This is a genomic window from Streptomyces sp. NPDC093149 (genome assembly GCF_044754145.1).
Lineage (GTDB): Bacteria > Actinomycetota > Actinomycetes > Streptomycetales > Streptomycetaceae > Streptomyces.
On the sequence record NZ_JBIVON010000001.1, the window covers coordinates 1,282,790 to 1,302,166 of the forward strand.

The following is a 19,377-nucleotide window of genomic DNA, read 5'->3' on the forward strand; positions in this document are numbered from 1 at the left end:
ACTCCCCGTCGCCACGACCACCGCCACTGTCGAGAAATCGCTCCACCACCCCCGCTGCCTCACAAGGAGAGTCGTCCAACCGATGGCCGGTCCCGCCTTCCGAGCCGCCGCCGTCCGGGTGCGCGTCCCCGCGACCAGCGCCAACCTGGGCCCCGGTTTCGACGCCTTCGGCCTCTCGCTGGGGCTGTACGACGACGTCGTCGTCCGCGTAGCCGACTCCGGACTCCACATCGACATCGCCGGTGAGGGCGCGGACACGCTGCCCCGCGACGAGAGCCACCTCCTCGTACGCTCCCTGCGCACCGCCTTCGACCTGCTCGGCGGGCAGCCCCGCGGCCTGGAGATCGTCTGCGCCAACCGCATCCCGCACGGGCGCGGCCTGGGATCCTCCTCCGCCGCCATCTGTGCCGGCATCGTCGCCGCCCGAGCCGTGACGACCGGTGGCGACGCACGGCTCGACGACGCCGCGCTGCTGGAACTCGCCACCGAGATCGAGGGCCATCCCGACAATGTCGCGGCCTGTCTGCTCGGCGGTTTCACACTCGCCTGGATGGACGGCGGATCGGCCCACGCGATCAGGATGGATCCCGCAGATTCCATCGTTCCGGTGGTTTTCGTCCCTGGCAAGCCGGTCCTGACCGAGACCGCCCGCGGGCTGCTGCCGCGCTCGGTCCCGCATGTCGACGCGGCCTTCAACGCCGGCCGTGCCGCGCTTCTCGTCGAGGCCGTGACCAGACGCCCCGAACTGCTGCTCACCGCCACCGAGGACCGGCTGCACCAGGAGTACCGCGCCCCGGCGATGCCGCAGAGCGTGGAACTCGTGAACCGACTGCGTGCCGACGGCGTGCCCGCGGTCATCTCCGGTGCCGGGCCGACCGTGCTCGCACTGGCCGAGGACGGTGCGGCCGACAAGGTCGCACGGCTGGCGGGCGAGGGATGGGCGGCCAATCGGCTCACGCTCGACGCCCCGGGTGCGAGTGTGCTGCCGCTCGCCCCGTAGCCGAGAAGTGATTGCCGGTGAGTGAGAGGGGGAATGTTTGTTGGAGCCGGTAGTGTTAACCTCAAGTCTGCAACCGACGTCTATGTGGCGCGTTGCTTCGTGTCCCTTTCCGGGACCACATTTCTTCCGGGAGCCTCCCCAACTGCCTGAGCAGCCTGCCTGAGCAGTTTCGTGCACGCTCCGGAACCGGCACGACACCCCTCGCTTGTCCAGGAGTGGGCCGAGCAGGGGGATGCTCGCGCCGGACCCAAGCACACCTTCATCTCTCCGCCGTACCCGGCGGACCACCGCCCCGGCACGGTCCGCAAGAAAAAGACCGCAGTCGGACAGCACAACCGGTCGCCGAGCCAGAAGGCCGACGTCCGCTCCAGGGAAGGACCCTTCGTGAGCGACACCACCGATCTGATGGGCGTGACTGCCGACAAGACTGTCGACAGCGCTGCGCCCGCCGAAGGTGCTGCCACTGGCACCACCGCACGGCGCCGCCGCTCCGGCACCGGCCTTGACGGCATGGTCCTGGCCGAGCTGCAGCAGGTCGCGTCCGGCCTCGGCATCAAGGGCACCGCGCGGATGCGCAAGGGCCAGCTGATCGAGGTCATCAAGGAGGCGCAGGCCGGTAGCACCGCCGCGCCCAAGGCCGCCGCGCCCGCCGCGGATGCCGAGACCAAGCCGAAGCGCCGTGCCACCTCCAAGGCGCGCACCGGGGACGAGCCCGCGGCCGCCGCGCCCGCCGAGAAGGCCGCGGCCCAGCAGCAGATCGACATCCCCGGCCAGCCGGCCAGCGACGACCAGCCCACGGGCGAGCGCCGTCGGCGCCGTGCGACCGCTCAGGCGGGCAGCCCGGAGGCCAAGGCGGAGAGCAAGCCGGCCACCGAGGCCAAGGTGGAGGCGCAGGCCGAGCCGAAGAGCGACGAGCGCGCCGACGCGAAGGCCGAAGCCGCCGCGGACACGGCCGAGGGCCGCCGTGGCGACCGTCAGGACCGCGGGCAGCGCGGCGACCGGGGCGACCGTCAGGAGCGCGGGGAGCGCCGCGACCGCCAGCGCGATCGCCGTGGCAAGGGTGACGAGCAGGGTCAGCAGGGCGGCCAGCGCCAGCAGCGCCAGGGCCAGGGCCAGCAGGGCGGCGGACCGCAGGACGACGGTTACGACGACGAGGCGGGCGGCCGTCGTGGCCGCCGTGGCCGCTACCGCGACCGCCGTGGCCGTCGTGGCCGCGAGGACTTCGCCAACGAGGTCCCCGTCTCCGACGACGACGTCCTGATCCCCGTCGCGGGCATCCTGGACATCCTCGACAACTACGCGTTCATCCGGACCTCCGGCTACCTGCCGGGCCCGAACGACGTGTACGTCTCGCTCGCCCAGGTCCGCAAGAACGGCCTGCGCAAGGGTGACCACGTCACCGGTGCGGTGCGCCAGCCCAAGGACGGCGAGCGGCGCGAGAAGTTCAACGCCCTGGTCCGCCTCGACTCGGTCAACGGCATGGCGCCCGAATCCGGACGCGGCCGTCCGGAGTTCCAGAAGCTGACCCCGCTCTACCCGCAGGACCGGCTCCGCCTGGAGACCGACTCCAACGTCCTGACGACGCGGATCATCGATCTGGTGGCCCCGATCGGCAAGGGCCAGCGAGGCCTGATCGTGGCTCCGCCGAAGACCGGCAAGACCATGATCCTGCAGGCGATCGCCAACGCCATCACGGTCAACAGCCCCGAGTGCCACCTGATGGTCGTCCTGGTCGACGAGCGTCCGGAAGAGGTCACCGACATGCAGCGGTCGGTGAAGGGCGAGGTCATCTCCTCGACCTTCGACCGCCCCGCCGAGGACCACACCACCGTCGCCGAGCTGGCCATCGAGCGCGCCAAGCGTCTCGTCGAACTGGGTCACGACGTGGTCGTCCTGCTGGACTCCATCACCCGTCTGGGCCGTGCGTACAACCTCGCGGCCCCCGCCTCCGGACGCATCCTCTCCGGTGGTGTCGACTCGACCGCGCTCTACCCGCCGAAGCGCTTCTTCGGTGCCGCGCGCAACATCGAGGACGGCGGTTCGCTGACCATCCTGGCCACCGCGCTGGTCGAGACCGGTTCGCGGATGGACGAGGTGATCTTCGAGGAGTTCAAGGGCACCGGCAACATGGAGCTCAAGCTCGACCGGAAGCTCTCGGACAAGCGCATCTTCCCGGCGGTGGACGTCGACGCGTCCAGCACCCGCAAGGAAGAAATCCTGCTCGGCAGCGACGAGTTGGCGATCGTCTGGAAGCTGCGCCGGGTGCTGCACGCGCTCGACCAGCAGCAGGCGATCGAGCTCCTCCTGGACCGGATGAAGAAGACCCAGTCCAACGCGGAGTTCCTGCTCCAGATCCAGAAGACGACGCCGGCCCCGGGCAACGGCAACGACTGACGTCGCACCCGGACCGGCCGAACGACAGAGGCCGGACAGCAGGGCCGAACAACAGGGCCGCCCCCGTCACCCAGGTGACGGGGGCGGCCCTGTGTCGTGATGTCCGCGCATGCGCCGCAACCGATCCGGCCTTTTCGGCCGATCCGAGACCTTCGCCACATGACGGTCGCGACAACGGCTGCCGCCGTGATGTCTGTAGAGGGCAAGAAACCGCAGGTGAGCGCGGGATCACCAGCTGTCCATCAAGGCTCCGCGTCCCTTTTGTCCTCACATGGAGATGACAGGTCTCTGTGCAACCCTTCTTCGTACCGCGACGTCGTACGAAGTGACGACAAGTCGCCCAAGGCGACGACTCGGTGCCCGAACACCGCTGCAGGGGGTAGCCGGGAGAAGCTGACGACCGAAGGAGACGGATGACCGAGCAGAGCGGGAGCGGCGGCCGAATACGCCCCACCGGCAAACGCCGGAGGAAGCCGTCCCGACGCCACCGGGCGAAGATGGCGGCGATCTGGACGCTGGCAGCCGCCGTGATCGTCGGCGGTGGCGGGCTCGGATACGCCTACTTCACACTCAACGGCAATCTCAAGGCCGTCGACATCAACGCGGCGCTCGGCAAGAACCGCCCCGACAACGTCGACAACGGCTCCGAGGACATCCTCGTGCTCGGCTCCGACTCCCGCTCCGGCGCGAACTCGAAGTACGGTGCCGACGAGGGAACGGCCCGCTCCGACACCGCGATGGTCGTGCACGTCAACAAGGGCCACAAAACGGCCTCGGTCGTCTCCATCCCGCGCGACACCCTCGTCACCCGCCCGGAATGCACCAGTGACACGACGGGGAAGCCCGTCGCGAGCCAGCAGCGCGCGATGTTCAACACGGCGTACGAGGTCGGCGGACCGGCCTGCGCGGTCAAGACCGTCGAGTCCATGTCCGGCATCCGCATGGACCACTACCTCGAAGTCGACTTCACCGGCTTCAAAAAGCTCATCGACCAGCTGGGCGGCGTGAAGATCACCACCACCCGCGCCATCCACGACTCCAAGAGCCATCTCGACCTGGAGCCCGGCACCCACAATCTCGACGGCGAGCAGTCGCTGGGGCTCGTCCGTACCCGCAAGAGCGTCGGCGACGGCAGCGACCTCGGCCGCATCCAGCTCCAGCAGGCATTCATCAAGGCGCTCATGGAGCAGGTCAAGAGCGTCGGGGTGTTCTCGAACCCGAAAACCCTCTTCGACCTCGCGGACACGGCGACCAAGGCCATCACCACCGACTCCGACCTGGGCTCGGTCCAGCAGCTCACCGGCTTCGCCAACGGCCTCAAGGGGCTCGGCGCGAAGAACGTCCACATGGTCACCCTGCCCGTGCAGTACGACCCGGCCGACCCGAACCGCGTCGTACCGCTGGAGGCGTCCGCGCAGCAGGTCTGGACGGCGCTGAAGCAGGACAAGACGATCCCCGCCTCCGCCACCGAGAAGTCGGCGGGCGACAAGGGCGTCGCGGGCAGCGTCGTGCGGTGACCGGGCGGGCCGGGAATAGTTGCGGCCCGCCCCCGGTTTTGGGAGATGCGGCCGGTCCTGGCAGACTGGTACGTCGGCCCCGGTTCACGGACGCGCAATCCGCGCGGACGACCCGGCGCCCTCCCGAACCTAGGAGAAACCCTTGAAGCGCGACATCCACCCCGAGTACGTCGAGACGCAGGTCAGCTGCACCTGTGGCGCGTCGTTCACGACCCGGAGCACCATCGACGGCGGCACCATCCGCGCCGACGTCTGCTCCGAGTGCCACCCGTTCTACACGGGCAAGCAGAAGATCCTCGACACCGGTGGCCGCGTGGCCCGCTTCGAGGCCCGCTTCGGCAAGGCTGCCGGCTCCGCCAGCAAGTAGCGAGCCACTGCGCCGGTTCTCGGCGCCCTCTTCCCGGGGGCGTCGGAACCGGCGTTTTTTCCGGCCGGGGGTGCGCGGCCCGTATCCCCGCCCGGCCGGCATCACGCCGTCCAGCAGGCACGTTTGAGTGAAGAAACCAGGAGCCCGAAGATGTTCGAGGCGGTCGAGGAACTGATCGGCGAACAGGCCGATCTCGAGAAGAAGCTCGCGGACCCGGCGGTCCACGCCGACCAGGCCAACGCGCGCAGGCTCAACAAGCGCTACGCCGAGCTGACCCCGATCGTCGGCACGTACCGCTCCTGGAAGCAGGCCGGGGACGACATCGAGACGGCCCGTGAACTCGCCGCCGACGACCCCGACTTCGCCGCCGAGGTGAAGGACCTGGAGAAGCAGCGCGAAGAGCTCACCGAGAAGCTCCGCCTCCTCCTGGTCCCGCGCGACCCCAGCGACGACAAGGACGTGCTCCTGGAGATCAAGGCGGGCGCGGGCGGCGACGAGTCCGCCCTGTTCGCCGGTGACCTGCTGCGGATGTACCTGCGCTACGCCGAGCGCGTCGGCTGGAAGACCGAGATCATCGACTCCACCGAGTCGGAGCTCGGCGGCTACAAGGACGTCCAGGTCGCCGTGAAGACCAAGGGCGGCAACGGCGCCACCGAGCCCGGCCAGGGTGTGTGGGCCCGGCTGAAGTACGAGGGCGGGGTGCACCGCGTGCAGCGGGTGCCGTCCACCGAGTCCCAGGGCCGCATCCACACCTCCGCCGCCGGCGTGCTCGTCACGCCCGAGGCCGAGGAGGTCGACGTCGAGATCCACGCCAACGATCTCCGTATCGACGTCTACCGCTCCTCGGGCCCCGGCGGCCAGTCCGTCAACACCACGGACTCGGCGGTCCGCATCACCCACCTGCCGACCGGAGTCGTCGCCTCCTGCCAGAACGAGAAGAGCCAGCTCCAGAACAAGGAGCAGGCCATGCGCATCCTGCGTTCGCGTCTGCTCGCGGCCGCGCAGGAGGCCGCCGAGCAGGAAGCTTCGGACGTACGGCGCAGTCAGGTGCGTACGGTCGACCGTTCCGAGAAGATCCGTACGTACAACTTCCCGGAAAACCGGATCTCGGACCACCGCGTCGGCTTCAAGGCGTACAACTTGGACCAGGTGCTCGACGGCGACCTGGATTCCGTGATCCAGGCCTGTGTCGACGCCGACTCCGCCGCCAAGCTCGCCGCCGCATAAGTGCAAGACCCGCCCCGCCCGTAACCCCGTACGGAGAACCGCGATGAACCTGCTGCTCGCCGAGGTGGCCCAGGCCACCCAGCGGCTGGCCGACGCCGGTGTGCCTTCACCGCGATTCGACGCGGAGGAACTCGCCGCGTTCGTGCACGGCGTCAAGCGGGGCGAACTGCACCGTGTGCCGGACTCGGACTTCGACGCCCGCTACTGGGAGGCCATCGCCCGCCGCGAGGCCCGCGAACCGCTGCAGCACATCACCGGACGCGCCTTCTTCCGCTACCTGGAGCTCCAGGTGGGTCCCGGCGTCTTCGTGCCCCGGCCGGAGACCGAATCGGTCGTCGGCTGGGCGATAGACGCGGTGCGCGCGATGGACGTCGTCGAGCCGGTCGTCGTCGACCTCTGCAGCGGATCGGGCGCCATCGCCCTGGCCATGGCCCAGGAGGTGCCGCGCTCCCGGGTGCACGCCGTGGAGCTCTCCGACGACGCCCTCAGGTGGACCAGGAAGAACGCCGAGGGGTCCAGGGTCACCGTCCACCACGGAGACGCGCTCACGGCCCTTCCCGAGCTCGACGGCCAGGTCGACCTGGTCATCTCCAACCCGCCGTACATCCCGCTCACCGAATGGGAGTACGTGGCACCCGAGGCCCGCGACCACGACCCGGAGATGGCCCTGTTCTCCGGCGAGGACGGCCTCGACACCATCCGCGGCATCGAACGCACCGCGCACCGTCTGCTGCGCCCCGGCGGCCTCGTCGTCATCGAGCACGCCGACACCCAGGGCGGCCAGGTGCCGTGGATCTTCACCGAGGAACGTGGCTGGGCCGACGCGGCCGACCACCCCGACCTGAACAACCGGCCGCGGTTCGCCACGGCCCGCAAGGCCATGCCGTGACCGGCGGCCACCACCCGCACGACCCGTACCCGCCATACCCGTACACGCTTGAGGAGGCCGGCTGATGGCACGGCGATACGACTGCAACGACGCGACCGACCGTACGACGGGTCTGCGTGAGGCCGCGTCGGCCGTCCGCCGCGGCGAACTGGTCGTGCTCCCCACCGACACCGTGTACGGGATCGGCGCGGACGCCTTCAGTTCCGAGGGCGTCGCCGACCTGCTGGAGGCCAAGGGGCGCGGCCGCAACATGCCCACGCCCGTCCTGATCGGCTCCCCGAACACGCTGCACGGGCTGGTCACCGACTTCTCCGAACAGGCCTGGGAGCTCGTCGACGCCTTCTGGCCCGGCGCCCTCACGCTCGTCGCCAAGCACCAGCCGTCGCTGCAGTGGGACCTCGGCGACACCCGCGGCACCGTCGCCATCCGGATGCCGCTGCACCCGGTCGCCATCGAGCTGCTCACCGAGGTCGGCCCGATGGCCGTCTCCAGCGCCAACCTCACCGGACACCCGGCCCCCGAGGACTGCGACGCGGCCCAGGAGATGCTCGGCGACTCCGTCTCCGTCTACCTCGACGGCGGCCCGACGCCCGGCATCGTGCCGTCGTCGATCGTCGACGTGACCGGCAGGATCCCCGTGCTGCTGCGCGCCGGCGCGCTCTCCGTGGAGGAGCTCCGCAAGGTGGTACCCGACCTTGAGGTGGCCAATTGACCGCCCCTGAGGGGCGTGGCATAGCGGGGCAGTCCGACACCTTCCGCATCCTCCACGTCAGCACCGGCAACGTCTGCCGCTCACCGATCACCGAGCGGCTGACCCGGCACGCCCTGGTGGACCGCCTCGGCGATCCGCGTCAGGGCGGGCTGATCGTGGAGAGCGCGGGCACCTGGGGCCACGAAGGCGCCCCCATGGAGGCCAACGCGGAGATCGTCCTCGCCGACTTCGGCGCCGACACCACCGGCTTCGTCGGCCGGGAACTGCTCGACGAACACGTGATCCGCGCCGACCTGGTGCTCACCGCCACCCGCGACCACCGGGCACAGGTGATCTCGATGGGTCACTCGGCCGGGCTGCGGACCTTCACCCTCAAGGAATTCACCCGGCTGGTCCGGGCCATAGACCCGGCCACACTGCCCGACCCGCGCGACGAGGGCGTGGTCGAGCGCGCCCGCGCACTGGTCCGCGCCGCGGCCGCGCTGCGCGGCTGGCTGCTGGCCCCCACCGCCGAGGCCGACGAGGTGTACGACCCGTACGGCGCCCCGATCACGTTCTTCCGCTCCATCGGCGACGAGATCAACCAGGCCCTCGACCCGGTGGTCACGGCCCTGACGGGCATCACGGCCGACCGCTGAGGGCGCGAGGTCGCCGCCCGTCCCGACGGCCGGAGGCCCCTTGGGACCGAGCGGTGCGAGGCGCGCGTCGGGAAAGGTGTTCAACCAGGCCCTCGACCCGGTCGTCACGGCCCTGACCGGGGTGCCGACCCCGCACCGACCGGGGTACCGGCCCGCACTGACGGGCGCGCGCTCGCGCCACTCTGACGGCCGTACACGTCGGCCGGGTACCCCAGGGCCCAACGGGTGTACGACGTCGCCGCACAGCGGGCAGGAGGCCCGTCACGGGCCTACATTGGAGCTGACGCCAGCGCACCCTCTCCAGGCCCGGAGTTCATCGATGCCGGTCACCACTCCCGCCGCACCCCCCTCCGCCGCCGGGGCCGCCCTGCCGCAGGACTTCGGTGCCCTGCTCCGGGAGGACCCGGAGATCGCCGCCGTGCTGCTGAAGGAACTGCACCGGCAGTCCAGCACCCTGCAGCTGATCGCCGCCGAGAACTTCACCTCGCCCGCGGTCCTCGCCGCACTCGGCTCGCCGCTCGCCAACAAATACGCCGAGGGCTACCCCGGCGCCCGCCACCACGGCGGCTGCGACCAGGCCGACGCCGCCGAACGCATCGCCTGCCGAAGGGCCACCGCGCTCTTCGGCGCCGAACACGCCAACGTCCAGGCGCACTCCGGTTCCTCCGCCGTCCTCGCCGCCTACGCGGCCCTGCTGCGCCCCGGCGACACGGTGCTGGCGATGGGACTTCCGTACGGCGGACATCTCACCCATGGCTCGCCCGCCAACTTCTCCGGCCGCTGGTTCGAGTTCATCGGCTACGGCGTGGACTCCGAGAGCGGCCTGATCGACTACGAGCAGGTGCGCACCCTGGCGCGCGCGCACCGCCCGAAGGCGATCGTCAGCGGCTCGATCTCGTACCCCCGCCACCCCGACTACGAGCTGTTCCGGGAGATCGCCGACGAGGTGGGCGCGTACCTGATCGCCGATGCCGCGCACCCGATGGGACTGATCGCCGGGGGAGCGGCGCCGAGCCCCGTCCCGTACGCCGACGTGGTCTGCGCGACCACGCACAAGGTGCTGCGCGGTCCGCGCGGCGGGATGATCCTGTGCGGCGCGGGGCTGGCCGAGCGGATCGACCGTGCGGTGTTCCCCTTCACCCAGGGCGGCGCGCAGATGCACACGGTGGCCGCGAAGGCCGTCGCGTTCGGGGAGGCGGCCACTCCGGCGTTCACGGCGTACGCCCATCGGGTGGTGGCCCATGCCCGGGTGCTGGCCGCCGGCCTGGAGGCCGAGGGCTTCGACGTCACCACGGGCGGCACGGACACCCATCTGATCGTCGCGGACCCGGCCCCGCTGGGCGTCGACGGCCCCGTCGCCCGTGCCCGGCTGATGGCGGCCGGTCTGGTGCTGGACACCTGCGCGCTTCCGTACGGGGACGCCCGGGGGATCAGGCTCGGCACCGCGGCCGTCACCACCCAGGGCATGGGCGACGCCGACATGGCGCGGCTGGCGGTGCTCTTCGGGGCGGCCGTGCGTGAGGAGGGCGACATCCGCGCCGAGGTCCGGGAACTGGCCCGGAAATATCCGCCCTATCCGGGGTAGACGCGTCCCATGCAACCAACGGCCCTCTCGCAGTGTCCTCGACCATGAGTCCGACGTAGTTAAGGTGAGGGCTGAGATGGCCGGCGAATTCTCTGGGGCAGCCCGTGCGTGATTACCTGCTGACGCTCTGTGTCACGGCCGCGGTGACCTATCTGCTGACCGGCCCGGTGCGCAAGTTCGCCATTGCGGTCGGGGCGATGCCCGCGATCCGTGCGCGCGACGTCCACCGAGAACCGACACCGAGGCTCGGTGGCATCGCCATGTTCGGCGGGCTGTGCGCCGGACTGATCGTCGCGGCGCATCTGTACAACCTCGACTGGGTCTTCAAACTCTCCAACGAGCCGCGGGCGCTGCTCTCCGGCGCCGCGCTCATCTGGCTGATCGGTGTTCTGGACGACAAGTTCGAGATCGACGCGCTGATCAAGCTCGGCGGGCAGATGATCGCCGCCGCGGTCATGGTGATCCAGGGTCTGACAATCCTGTGGCTGCCGATCCCCGGCGTCGGCACCGTCGCGCTCACCCAGTGGCAGGGCACGCTGCTCACGGTCGCCCTGGTCGTCATCACCATCAACGCGGTCAACTTCGTCGACGGTCTGGACGGTCTCGCGGCGGGCATGGTCTGCATCGCGTCCGCGGCGTTCTTCCTGTACACGTACCGGCTCTGGTACGGGCACATGATCGAGGCGGCGGCCCCGGCGACGCTCTTCACAGCGATCCTGATGGGCATGTGCCTGGGCTTCCTGCCGCACAACATGCATCCCGCCCGGATCTTCATGGGCGACTCGGGCTCGATGCTGATCGGCCTGGTGCTGGCGGCCGGGGCGATCTCGGTCACCGGGCAGGTCGACCCGGACACGATGAAGCTCTTCGCGGGCAGCGAGCGCGAGGCCACCCACGCGATGCTGCCGGTCTTCATCCCGCTGCTGCTGCCGCTGACCATCATCGCGATCCCGGCCGCCGACCTGCTGCTGGCGATCGTGCGGCGCACCTGGAACGGTCAGTCGCCGTTCGCCGCGGACCGCGGGCACCTGCACCACCGGCTGCTGGAGATCGGCCACTCGCACAGCAGGTCCGTGCTGATCATGTATTTCTGGTCGGCCCTGATCGCCTTCGGCGCGGTCGGCTACTCCGTGCACTCGGCTTCCCTGTGGATCGTGCTGGTGATCATGGGGCTGAGCGCGCTGGGCCTCGTACTGCTGCTGATGCCGCGCTTCACCCCGCACGCGCCGTACTGGGCGGAACGCTTCGTGCCGCCCAGGTATCGTCGTCACCGCGGCCGGGGCGGGATGCCCGAGGCGGCGCGCTCATCGGTGAACGGAGCCCAACAGCGGCCCCTGGACACGCAGATGGGGCAGGAGGAGCACGAGAGGCAGGAGCGCACACCGGTCGTCGTGGGAGTCTCCGGCGTCAACGGGGCGACCGCCATTGGCCCCCGTTCGCGTTTTTCGGACAGAGATAAGGCTGATTCCACGCACTGACTATTCGGTCATCGAGGGGCAATACCAGACAAGATATTGAGTTGTCTTGCTCACACGCGCATGTTCACTCTCACGTGTGACAGCAAGCACACTTTCTTGGTAAAGACCTCATCAAATAGTTTGTGATACCGTTCACGAAGCCCGGTGACGGAGTTGAAGGACCTGAGTGCCACGGTCCATCGGCCCGAGGCATCGACTCGGACCGGGCCTACGCTCGTCCATGACGACACACTGCCCACCCCCAGCAAGCGGAGCTGCCGCCATGCCGTCCAACGACGTCCGGACTCTCCTCCAAGCCGCCGTACCCACCGCTGTCGCCGGCGCTGTTGCTGCCGCCGTCAGCGGTGGTGTCGCAGGCGGCAAGGGAGCCCTGGGCGCAGCCGTTGCGGCGATCGTGGTGATCCTCTTCATGGGGATCGGACTCATGGTCCTGCAGCGGACCGCGCGGTCCCTCCCCCACCTGTTCCAGGCGATGGGGCTGATGCTGTATACGGCTCAGCTTCTCCTGTTGTTCATTTTCGTCGCCGCATTCAAGAACACCACGATGTTCAACCCGAAGGCCTTCGCGATCACGCTGGTCGCGACGACCCTCGTGTGGATCGGCGCGCAGACGCGTGCGCACATGAAGGCCAAGATCCTTTACGTCGAACCCGAATCCGGCAAGGACAAGGGTGAGAAGCCCAAGAACACCGGGTCCGAGACGTGAAGGGTAGGGGCGGAATAAGTGCAAGTCCGGGACCCTGCTATCGTCCGGTTCCAACTGCGGCACTGCGGGCGCGGGCATGTGAGCTGACGCCTGCTCGATCGCGAGGCTCAATGCCTGACTGCCGCTCACACATCCGTAACACCAGTCCAGTGCCGAACCGCGGCTGCGCGCCGCGCCGACACAACGAGGTTGCCGTACCTATGCGCCACGCTGAAGGAGCCCGCGGTGAGTGCTGACCCGACACAGGTGCTCGCCTTCGAGACCGATTGCCACATCTTCTCCGGTTGTGGTTTCCCGGGTCCTGGCTTGCACTCTTTCCTGTTCGAGCCGATCTTCGGTGACGCGGACAGCAACATCTACTTCAACAAGACGATGCTGCTGGCGCTCCTCGGTACGGTCATCATCGTCGGCTTCTTCTGGGCCGCCTTCCGTAAGCCGAAGGTCGTTCCGGGCAAGCTGCAGATGGTCGCCGAGGCCGGATACGACTTCGTCCGCCGGGGCATCGTCTACGAGACGCTCGGCAAGCGCGAGGGCGAGAAGTACGTCCCGCTGATGGTCTCGATCTTCTTCTTCGTGTGGATGATGAACCTCTGGTCGATCATCCCGCTCGCCCAGTTCCCGGTGACGTCGGTCATCGCGTACCCGGCCGGCCTGGCGCTGATCGTCTACGTCCTCTGGATGAGCATCACCTTCAAGCGGCACGGCTTCGTCGGCGGCTTCAAGAACCTGACGGGCTACGACAAGTCGCTCGGCCCGGTCCTGCCGCTGGTCATGGTCATCGAGTTCTTCTCGAACGTCCTGGTCCGCCCCTTCACGCACGCGGTCCGACTCTTCGCGAACATGTTCGCGGGTCACACGCTGCTCCTGCTCTTCACCATCGCCAGCTGGTACCTGCTCAACGGCATCGGTATCGCCTACGCGGGTGTCTCGTTCGTGATGGTCATCGTGATGACGGCCTTCGAGCTCTTCATCCAGGCTGTTCAGGCGTACGTCTTCGTGCTCCTGGCGTGCAGCTTCATCCAGGGCGCTGTCGCCGAGCACCACTGATCGCGCCTCCCCTACCCCCAGTCGTCCGGTGGCCAACCCCCGCCGGTCCGTGAAAGAGAAGGAAGAACTGGCATGTCCCAGACCCTTGCCGCCGTCACCGGTTCCCTCAGCTCCATCGGTTATGGCCTGTCCGCCATCGGCCCGGGCGTCGGCGTCGGCATCATCTTCGGTAACGGCACGCAGGCTCTCGCCCGTCAGCCCGAGGCTGCCGGTCTGATCCGCGCCAACCAGATCCTCGGCTTCGCCTTCTGTGAGGCGCTCGCCCTCATCGGTCTGGTCATGCCGTTCGTCTACAGCTGACGAACCGCGACTAGTCCGTTCCGACGAAAGGCACTGATGTGAACCCCCTGGTTCAGCTCGCGGCCGAAAAAGAGAATCCGCTCTTTCCGCCGATCCCTGAGCTCGTCATCGGTCTGATCGCCTTCGTCATCGTCTTCGGCTTCCTCGCCAAGAAGCTCCTCCCGAACATCAACAAGGTTCTGGAAGAGCGTCGCGAGGCCATCGAAGGCGGTATCGAGAAGGCCGATGCGGCCCAGACCGAAGCCCAGAGCGTTCTTGAGCAGTACAAGGCTCAGCTCGCCGAGGCTCGTCACGAGGCCGCGCGCCTGCGCCAGGAGGCGCAGGAGCAGGGCGCTGTGATCCTGCAGGAGATGCGGGCGGAAGGCCAGCGGCAGCGCGAGGAGATCATCGCTGCCGGCCACGCCCAGATCGAGGCCGACCGCAAGGCCGCCGCCTCCGCGCTGCGTCAGGACGTGGGCAAGCTCGCCACCGACCTGGCCGGCAAGCTCGTCGGCGAGTCCCTGGAGGACCACGCCCGGCAGAGCGGCACCGTCGACCGTTTCCTCGACGAGCTCGAGGCGAAGGCCGAGGCTGTCCGATGAACGGCGCGAGCCGCGAGGCGCTGGCTGCCGCACGTGAGCGTCTCGACGCGCTGACCGACCACACGTCGGTCGACGCGGCGAAGCTCGCCGAGGAGCTGGCCGCCGTAACGGCGCTGCTCCAGCGCGAGGTCTCACTGCGACGGGTCCTGACCGACCCGTCGCAGCCCGGCGAGGCCAAGGCCGAGCTGGCCGGACGACTGCTGCGCGGCCAGGTGGGCGGCGAGACCGTCGACCTGATCTCCGGCATGGTCCGCTCCCGCTGGTCGCAGTCGCGTGACCTGGTCGACTCGGTCGAGGAACTCGCGAACACCGCGGACCTCACCGCCGCCCAGCGCAGCGGAGACCTCGACGACGTCGAGGACGAGCTGTTCCGGTTCGGCCGGATCGTGGCTTCCGACAAGGAGCTGCGCGCCGCGCTCACCAGCCGGTCCGCGTCCTCCGCCGCCAAGGGCCAGCTGCTGCGCAGCCTGCTCGGCGGCAAGGCGCGGCCCGCCACCGAGCGCGTCGTCGTGCGGCTTGTCACCCAGCCGCGTGGACGTAGCCTGGAAGCGGGACTCGAGTCCCTCTCCAAGCTTGCCGCGGAGCGCCGGGACCGGATGGTCGCCGTGGTCACCTCGGCAGTGCCGCTGAGCGATCGGCAGAAGCAGCGTCTCGGCGCCGCACTGGCGAAGATCTACGGCCGTCCGATGCACCTGAATCTCGATGTGGACCCCACGGTCCTCGGCGGGATCGCGGTGCGGGTCGGTGACGAGGTCATCAACGGCACCATCGCGGAGCGCCTCGACGAGGCGACCCGTCGCATGGCCGGCTGACGAGCACAGCGCAGCAACAGAACAGAGCAAGACCAGCGGCCCGGTTGGGCCGTGCAGAAATTGCAGAAGATTCCTGGGGGTCGGCCCCCAGACCCCCTTAAGAAACTTCGGGCCCAACAAGGAGAGCAGGGAACCCAGATGGCGGAGCTCACGATCCGGCCGGAGGAGATCCGGGACGCGCTGGAGAACTTTGTCCAGTCGTACAAGCCGGACGCGGCCTCGCGCGAGGAGGTCGGTACGGTCAGCGTTGCTGGCGACGGCATCGCGAAGGTCGAGGGTCTTCCCTCGGCCATGGCGAACGAGCTGCTGAAGTTCGAGGACGGCACCCTCGGTCTCGCCCTCAACCTTGAGGAGCGCGAGATCGGTGCGATCGTCCTCGGCGAGTTCAGCGGCATCGAAGAGGGCCAGCCGGTGCAGCGCACCGGTGAGGTGCTCTCCGTCGGCGTCGGCGAGGGCTACCTCGGCCGCGTCGTCGACCCGCTCGGCAACCCGATCGACGGTCTCGGCGAGATCGCGACCGACAGCCGCCGCGCCCTCGAGCTGCAGGCCCCTGGCGTCATGGTCCGTAAGTCGGTGCACGAGCCGATGCAGACCGGCTACAAGGCCGTCGACGCCATGGTGCCGATCGGCCGCGGCCAGCGTCAGCTGATCATTGGTGACCGTCAGACGGGTAAGACCGCTCTGGCCGTCGACACGATCATCAACCAGCGCGACAACTGGCGCTCGGGTGACGTGAACAAGCAGGTGCGCTGCATCTACGTCGCCATCGGTCAGAAGGGTTCCACCATCGCCTCCGTGCGTGGTGCCCTGGAAGAGGCCGGCGCGCTCGAGTACACGACCATCGTCGCCGCCCCGGCGTCCGACCCGGCCGGCTTCAAGTACCTGGCGCCGTACACCGGTTCGGCCATCGGTCAGCACTGGATGTACCAGGGCAAGCACGTCCTGATCATCTTCGACGACCTCTCGAAGCAGGCCGACGCCTACCGCGCCGTGTCGCTTCTGCTGCGCCGTCCGCCGGGCCGCGAGGCCTACCCGGGCGACGTCTTCTACCTCCACTCGCGTCTGCTGGAGCGCTGCGCGAAGCTCTCCGACGAGATGGGCGCCGGTTCGATGACGGGTCTCCCGATCGTCGAGACCAAGGCGAACGACGTGTCGGCGTTCATTCCGACCAACGTCATCTCCATCACCGACGGCCAGTGCTTCCTGGAGTCCGACCTGTTCAACGCCGGTCAGCGTCCGGCCCTGAACGTCGGTATCTCGGTCTCCCGTGTCGGTGGCTCCGCCCAGCACAAGGCCATGCGCCAGGTCTCCGGCCGACTCCGTGTCGACCTCGCCCAGTACCGCGAGCTGGAGGCGTTCGCCGCCTTCGGTTCCGACCTGGACGCGGCCTCGAAGGCGTCGCTGGAGCGCGGTAAGCGCATGGTCGAGCTGCTGAAGCAGCCGCAGTACCAGCCGTACCCGGTCGAGGAGCAGGTCGTCTCCATCTGGGCCGGCACCAACGGCAAGATGGACGACGTCCCGGTCGAGGACATCCGTCGCTTCGAGAGCGAGCTGCTGGAGTACCTGCGCCGTGAGCGCAAGGACCTCCTGACCAGCATCGCCGAGGGCGCCAAGATGTCCGACGACACGCTGCAGGCGATTGCCGACGCGGTCGCCGCCTTCAAGCAGCAGTTCGAGACCTCGGACGGCAAGCTCCTGGGCGAGGGCTGATCGATGGGCGCTCAGCTTCGCGTTTACAAGCGCCGCATTCGCTCCGTCACCGCCACGAAGAAGATCACCAAGGCGATGGAGATGATCGCCGCTTCGCGCATCGTCAAGGCGCAGCGCCAGGTGGCGGCGTCGACGCCGTACGCGACCGAGCTCACCCGCGCGGTGACCGCGGTCGCGACCGGCTCCACCACCAAGCACCCGCTGACCACCGAGGCAGACGCTCCGGCGCGGGCCGCGGTCCTGCTCATCACGAGCGACCGCGGTCTGGCCGGCGGTTACTCCTCCAACGCCATCAAGGCCGCGGAGCGACTGACCGAGCGGCTGCGCGGTGAGGGCAAGGAGGTCGTCACGTATGTGATCGGCCGCAAGGGTGTCGCCTACTACGGATTCCGCGAGCGCAAGATCGAGGAATCGTGGACGGGCTTCACCGACAGCCCGACGTACGCGGATGCGAAGCGGGCCGCGGCCCCGCTGATCGAAGCGGTCACCACGGAGACCGCCGAGGGCGGCGTGGACGAGCTGCACATCGTCTTCACGGAGTTCGTGTCGATGATGACGCAGAACCCGGTGGACAACCGGATGCTGCCGCTCAGTCTGGACGCCGCGAAGGAGGAGGACGGCAAGGGCGAGATCCTGCCGCTCTTCGACTTCGAGCCGTCGGCGGAGGACGTCCTCGACGCCCTGCTTCCGCGCTACGTCGAGAGCCGGATCTACAACGCGCTGCTGCAGGCCGCTGCTTCCGAGCACGCCGCCCGCCGCCGTGCGATGAAGTCGGCCACCGACAACGCCGGTGAGCTCATCAAGAGCCTCTCCCGGCTTGCCAATGCGGCCCGCCAGGCCGAAATCACCCAGGAAATCAGCGAGATCGTCGGTGGTGCCAGTGCGCTGGCCGACGCGACCGCGGGGAGTGACAAGTAATGACGACGACAGTTGAGACGGCCGTTGCCACGGGCCGCGTCGCCCGGGTCATCGGCCCGGTCGTCGACGTGGAGTTCCCCGTCGACGCGATGCCGGACATCTACAACGCGCTGACCGTCGAGGTGGCCGACCCGGCCGAGGACGGCAAGCTCAAGACGCTGACGCTCGAGGTCGCCCAGCACCTCGGCGACGGCGTGATCCGCGCGATCTCGATGCAGCCCACCGACGGCCTGGTTCGCCAGGCCCCGGTGACCGACACGGGCACCGGCATCACGGTCCCGGTCGGCGACATCACCAAGGGCAAGGTGTTCAACACCCTTGGTCAGATCCTGAACAAGCCCGAGGCCGAGGCCGAGGTCACCGAGCGCTGGCCGATCCACCGCAAGGCGCCCAACTTCGACCAGCTCGAGTCCAAGACCGAGATGTTCGAGACCGGTGTCAAGGTCATCGACCTGCTCACCCCGTACGTCAAGGGTGGAAAGATCGGTCTGTTCGGTGGTGCCGGTGTCGGCAAGACCGTTCTGATCCAGGAAATGATCTACCGCGTCGCCAACAACCACGACGGTGTGTCGGTGTTCGCGGGCGTCGGTGAGCGTACCCGTGAGGGCAACGACCTCATCGAGGAGATGGCCGACTCCGGCGTCATCGACAAGACCGCGCTCGTCTTCGGTCAGATGGACGAGCCGCCGGGCACGCGTCTTCGTGTGGCGCTGGCCGGTCTGACCATGGCGGAGTACTTCCGCGATGTGCAGAAGCAGGACGTGCTCTTCTTCATCGACAACATCTTCCGGTACACCCAGGCCGGCTCCGAGGTGTCCACCCTGCTCGGCCGTATGCCGTCCGCGGTGGGTTACCAGCCGAACCTGGCCGACGAGATGGGTCTGCTGCAGGAGCGCATCACGTCGACCCGTGGTCACTCGATCACCTCGATGCAGGCGATCTACGTCCCCGCGGACGACCTGACCGACCCGGCTCCGGCCACCACCTTCGCCCACCTCGACGCGACGACGGTTCTCTCCCGTCCGATCTCCGAGAAGGGCATCTACCCGGCCGTGGACCCGCTGGACTCCACGTCCCGGATCCTGGACCCGCGCTACATCGCGCAGGACCACTACGACACCGCCATGCGGGTCAAGGGAATCCTGCAGAAGTACAAGGACCTCCAGGACATCATCGCCATTCTCGGTATGGACGAGCTCGGCGAGGAGGACAAGCTCACGGTCTTCCGCGCCCGTCGCATCGAGCGCTTCCTGTCCCAGAACACCCACGTCGCCAAGCAGTTCACCGGCGTGGACGGTTCGGACGTTCCGCTCGACGAGTCGATCGCCGCGTTCAACGCGATCGCCGACGGTGAGTTCGACCACTTCCCGGAGCAGGCGTTCTTCATGTGCGGTGGCCTGGAGGACCTCAAGGCCAACGCCAAGGAGCTTGGCGTCTCCTGAGCCCGAGGCTCACCGAGGGGGGCGGGTGCGTCCCGTCCCCCTCACCACGCCCCG

Annotated in this window: 18 protein-coding genes; all 18 read left to right on the forward strand. The window is 68.7% G+C overall.

The window, feature by feature from the left end; genetic code table 11:
* The first annotated feature begins 82 nt into the window (after nt 1-82).
* The 18 genes from thrB (at nt 83) to atpD (ending at nt 19,323) form a co-directional block, all read left to right on the forward strand.
* Nucleotides 83-1,000, forward strand: coding sequence for a homoserine kinase (gene thrB / locus ACIQCZ_RS05995; protein ID WP_391741813.1), 918 nt, complete (start codon nt 83-85; stop codon nt 998-1,000).
* A 384-nt stretch (nt 1,001-1,384) separates the two neighbouring features.
* The gene (gene rho / locus ACIQCZ_RS06000) at nt 1,385-3,394 is read left to right on the forward strand and encodes a transcription termination factor Rho (RefSeq protein ID WP_402280018.1); all 2,010 of its coding nucleotides are present in this window, start codon (nt 1,385-1,387) and stop codon (nt 3,392-3,394) included.
* 413 nt (nt 3,395-3,807) lie between these two features.
* Nucleotides 3,808-4,911 (forward strand): LCP family protein, encoded by a 1,104-nt coding sequence (locus ACIQCZ_RS06005; protein WP_402280020.1) that lies wholly within the window; start codon nt 3,808-3,810, stop codon nt 4,909-4,911.
* A gap of 142 nt (nt 4,912-5,053) precedes the next feature.
* The gene (gene rpmE / locus ACIQCZ_RS06010) at nt 5,054-5,278 is read left to right on the forward strand and encodes a 50S ribosomal protein L31 (protein ID WP_019764351.1); all 225 of its coding nucleotides are present in this window, start codon (nt 5,054-5,056) and stop codon (nt 5,276-5,278) included.
* Nucleotides 5,279-5,428: 150 nt separating this feature from the next.
* Nucleotides 5,429-6,505: a peptide chain release factor 1 gene (gene prfA / locus ACIQCZ_RS06015; protein ID WP_093894461.1), complete on the forward strand. Its 1,077-nt coding sequence runs from the start codon at nt 5,429-5,431 to the stop codon at nt 6,503-6,505.
* A 43-nt stretch (nt 6,506-6,548) separates the two neighbouring features.
* Nucleotides 6,549-7,394 carry a peptide chain release factor N(5)-glutamine methyltransferase gene (prmC, locus tag ACIQCZ_RS06020; protein WP_365690095.1) on the forward strand — a complete coding sequence of 282 codons (846 nt, stop codon included), beginning with the start codon at nt 6,549-6,551 and terminating at the stop codon, nt 7,392-7,394.
* A 64-nt stretch (nt 7,395-7,458) separates the two neighbouring features.
* On the forward strand, nt 7,459-8,106 hold the full coding sequence (locus ACIQCZ_RS06025; RefSeq protein ID WP_351077780.1) for an L-threonylcarbamoyladenylate synthase: 648 nt from the start codon (nt 7,459-7,461) through the stop codon (nt 8,104-8,106).
* On the forward strand, nt 8,103-8,744 hold the full coding sequence (locus ACIQCZ_RS06030; protein WP_402280023.1) for a protein-tyrosine-phosphatase: 642 nt from the start codon (nt 8,103-8,105) through the stop codon (nt 8,742-8,744). Before ACIQCZ_RS06025 ends, ACIQCZ_RS06030 begins: the two co-directional genes overlap by 4 nt.
* Before the next feature lie 319 nt (nt 8,745-9,063).
* Complete coding sequence (gene glyA / locus ACIQCZ_RS06035) at nt 9,064-10,329, forward strand: serine hydroxymethyltransferase (protein WP_402280025.1); 1,266 nt, start codon at nt 9,064-9,066, stop codon at nt 10,327-10,329.
* Nucleotides 10,330-10,421: 92 nt separating this feature from the next.
* Nucleotides 10,422-11,807 carry an MraY family glycosyltransferase gene (locus ACIQCZ_RS06040; RefSeq protein ID WP_402280246.1) on the forward strand — a complete coding sequence of 462 codons (1,386 nt, stop codon included), beginning with the start codon at nt 10,422-10,424 and terminating at the stop codon, nt 11,805-11,807.
* A 262-nt stretch (nt 11,808-12,069) separates the two neighbouring features.
* On the forward strand, nt 12,070-12,513 hold the full coding sequence (locus ACIQCZ_RS06045) for a hypothetical protein (protein ID WP_376213633.1): 444 nt from the start codon (nt 12,070-12,072) through the stop codon (nt 12,511-12,513).
* A gap of 210 nt (nt 12,514-12,723) precedes the next feature.
* Complete coding sequence (gene atpB / locus ACIQCZ_RS06050; RefSeq protein ID WP_376213743.1) at nt 12,724-13,560, forward strand: F0F1 ATP synthase subunit A; 837 nt, start codon at nt 12,724-12,726, stop codon at nt 13,558-13,560.
* Between the two features lie 72 nt (nt 13,561-13,632).
* Entirely contained in the window at nt 13,633-13,860 is a 228-nt protein-coding gene (locus tag ACIQCZ_RS06055) for a F0F1 ATP synthase subunit C (RefSeq protein ID WP_351077768.1), read from the forward strand.
* Between the two features lie 38 nt (nt 13,861-13,898).
* A complete protein-coding gene (locus ACIQCZ_RS06060; protein ID WP_376213636.1) occupies nt 13,899-14,441 on the forward strand; it encodes a F0F1 ATP synthase subunit B in 543 nt (180 codons plus the stop codon).
* Entirely contained in the window at nt 14,438-15,253 is an 816-nt protein-coding gene (locus tag ACIQCZ_RS06065; RefSeq protein WP_402280028.1) for a F0F1 ATP synthase subunit delta, read from the forward strand. The genes ACIQCZ_RS06060 and ACIQCZ_RS06065 overlap by 4 nt, the downstream gene beginning before the upstream one ends.
* A 138-nt stretch (nt 15,254-15,391) precedes the next feature.
* On the forward strand, nt 15,392-16,963 hold the full coding sequence (atpA, locus tag ACIQCZ_RS06070) for a F0F1 ATP synthase subunit alpha (RefSeq protein ID WP_093894471.1): 1,572 nt from the start codon (nt 15,392-15,394) through the stop codon (nt 16,961-16,963).
* A gap of 3 nt (nt 16,964-16,966) precedes the next feature.
* A complete protein-coding gene (locus tag ACIQCZ_RS06075; RefSeq protein WP_402280030.1) occupies nt 16,967-17,881 on the forward strand; it encodes a F0F1 ATP synthase subunit gamma in 915 nt (304 codons plus the stop codon).
* Nucleotides 17,881-19,323, forward strand: a complete 1,443-nt coding sequence (gene atpD, locus ACIQCZ_RS06080) for a F0F1 ATP synthase subunit beta (RefSeq protein ID WP_376276443.1) — start codon at nt 17,881-17,883, stop codon at nt 19,321-19,323. The genes ACIQCZ_RS06075 and atpD overlap by 1 nt, the downstream gene beginning before the upstream one ends.
* Nucleotides 19,324-19,377 lie beyond the last annotated feature (54 nt).

Bases quoted from the DNA above. Each gene is read 5' to 3' on its own strand.
- prmC (WP_365690095.1), top strand. From the start codon at position 6,549: ATGAACCTGCTGCTCGCCGAGGTGGCCCAGGCCACCCAGCGGCTGGCC.
- atpD (WP_376276443.1), top strand. From the start codon at position 17,881: ATGACGACGACAGTTGAGACGGCCGTTGCCACGGGCCGCGTCGCCCGG.
- glyA (WP_402280025.1), top strand. From the start codon at position 9,064: ATGCCGGTCACCACTCCCGCCGCACCCCCCTCCGCCGCCGGGGCCGCC.
- ACIQCZ_RS06065 (WP_402280028.1), top strand. From the start codon at position 14,438: ATGAACGGCGCGAGCCGCGAGGCGCTGGCTGCCGCACGTGAGCGTCTC.
- prfA (WP_093894461.1), top strand. From the start codon at position 5,429: ATGTTCGAGGCGGTCGAGGAACTGATCGGCGAACAGGCCGATCTCGAG.
- thrB (WP_391741813.1), top strand. From the start codon at position 83: ATGGCCGGTCCCGCCTTCCGAGCCGCCGCCGTCCGGGTGCGCGTCCCC.
- ACIQCZ_RS06005 (WP_402280020.1), top strand. From the start codon at position 3,808: ATGACCGAGCAGAGCGGGAGCGGCGGCCGAATACGCCCCACCGGCAAA.
- ACIQCZ_RS06075 (WP_402280030.1), top strand. From the start codon at position 16,967: ATGGGCGCTCAGCTTCGCGTTTACAAGCGCCGCATTCGCTCCGTCACC.
- ACIQCZ_RS06055 (WP_351077768.1), top strand. From the start codon at position 13,633: ATGTCCCAGACCCTTGCCGCCGTCACCGGTTCCCTCAGCTCCATCGGT.
- ACIQCZ_RS06025 (WP_351077780.1), top strand. From the start codon at position 7,459: ATGGCACGGCGATACGACTGCAACGACGCGACCGACCGTACGACGGGT.
- ACIQCZ_RS06045 (WP_376213633.1), top strand. From the start codon at position 12,070: ATGCCGTCCAACGACGTCCGGACTCTCCTCCAAGCCGCCGTACCCACC.
- atpA (WP_093894471.1), top strand. From the start codon at position 15,392: ATGGCGGAGCTCACGATCCGGCCGGAGGAGATCCGGGACGCGCTGGAG.